Here is a 256-nt window from a genome sequence, read left to right on the forward strand (position 1 = left end):
CCAACAGTTCAACCTGGAAGTTGACTCCAACAAATGATACTTCAAACGAAGCAACAAATTGGGTAGAAAACATTGTCCCACAAAATCCAGCCATTCTAACATTCAAAAATACAGTAACAGGAACGATAACCAATGACATTACGGGTTTAACAGTTTCGAGAATCCTTTTTGATATTGATGCTCCAAATTATACAATTGGAGGCAATAGCATTGCCCTGCAGAGTGACCTTGTGAATAATTCATCACAAACTCAGGT

At 37.9% G+C, this 256-nt stretch carries 1 protein-coding gene; it reads left to right on the plus strand.

From position 1 onward, the window contains the following. Window positions 1-256, plus strand: a 256-nt coding sequence (locus SB754_RS21430) for a hypothetical protein (protein ID WP_410784346.1), incomplete at both ends; no start/stop codon positions are given.

The organism is Leifsonia sp. SIMBA_070, from assembly GCF_046534635.1.
Lineage (GTDB): Bacteria > Actinomycetota > Actinomycetes > Actinomycetales > Microbacteriaceae > Leifsonia.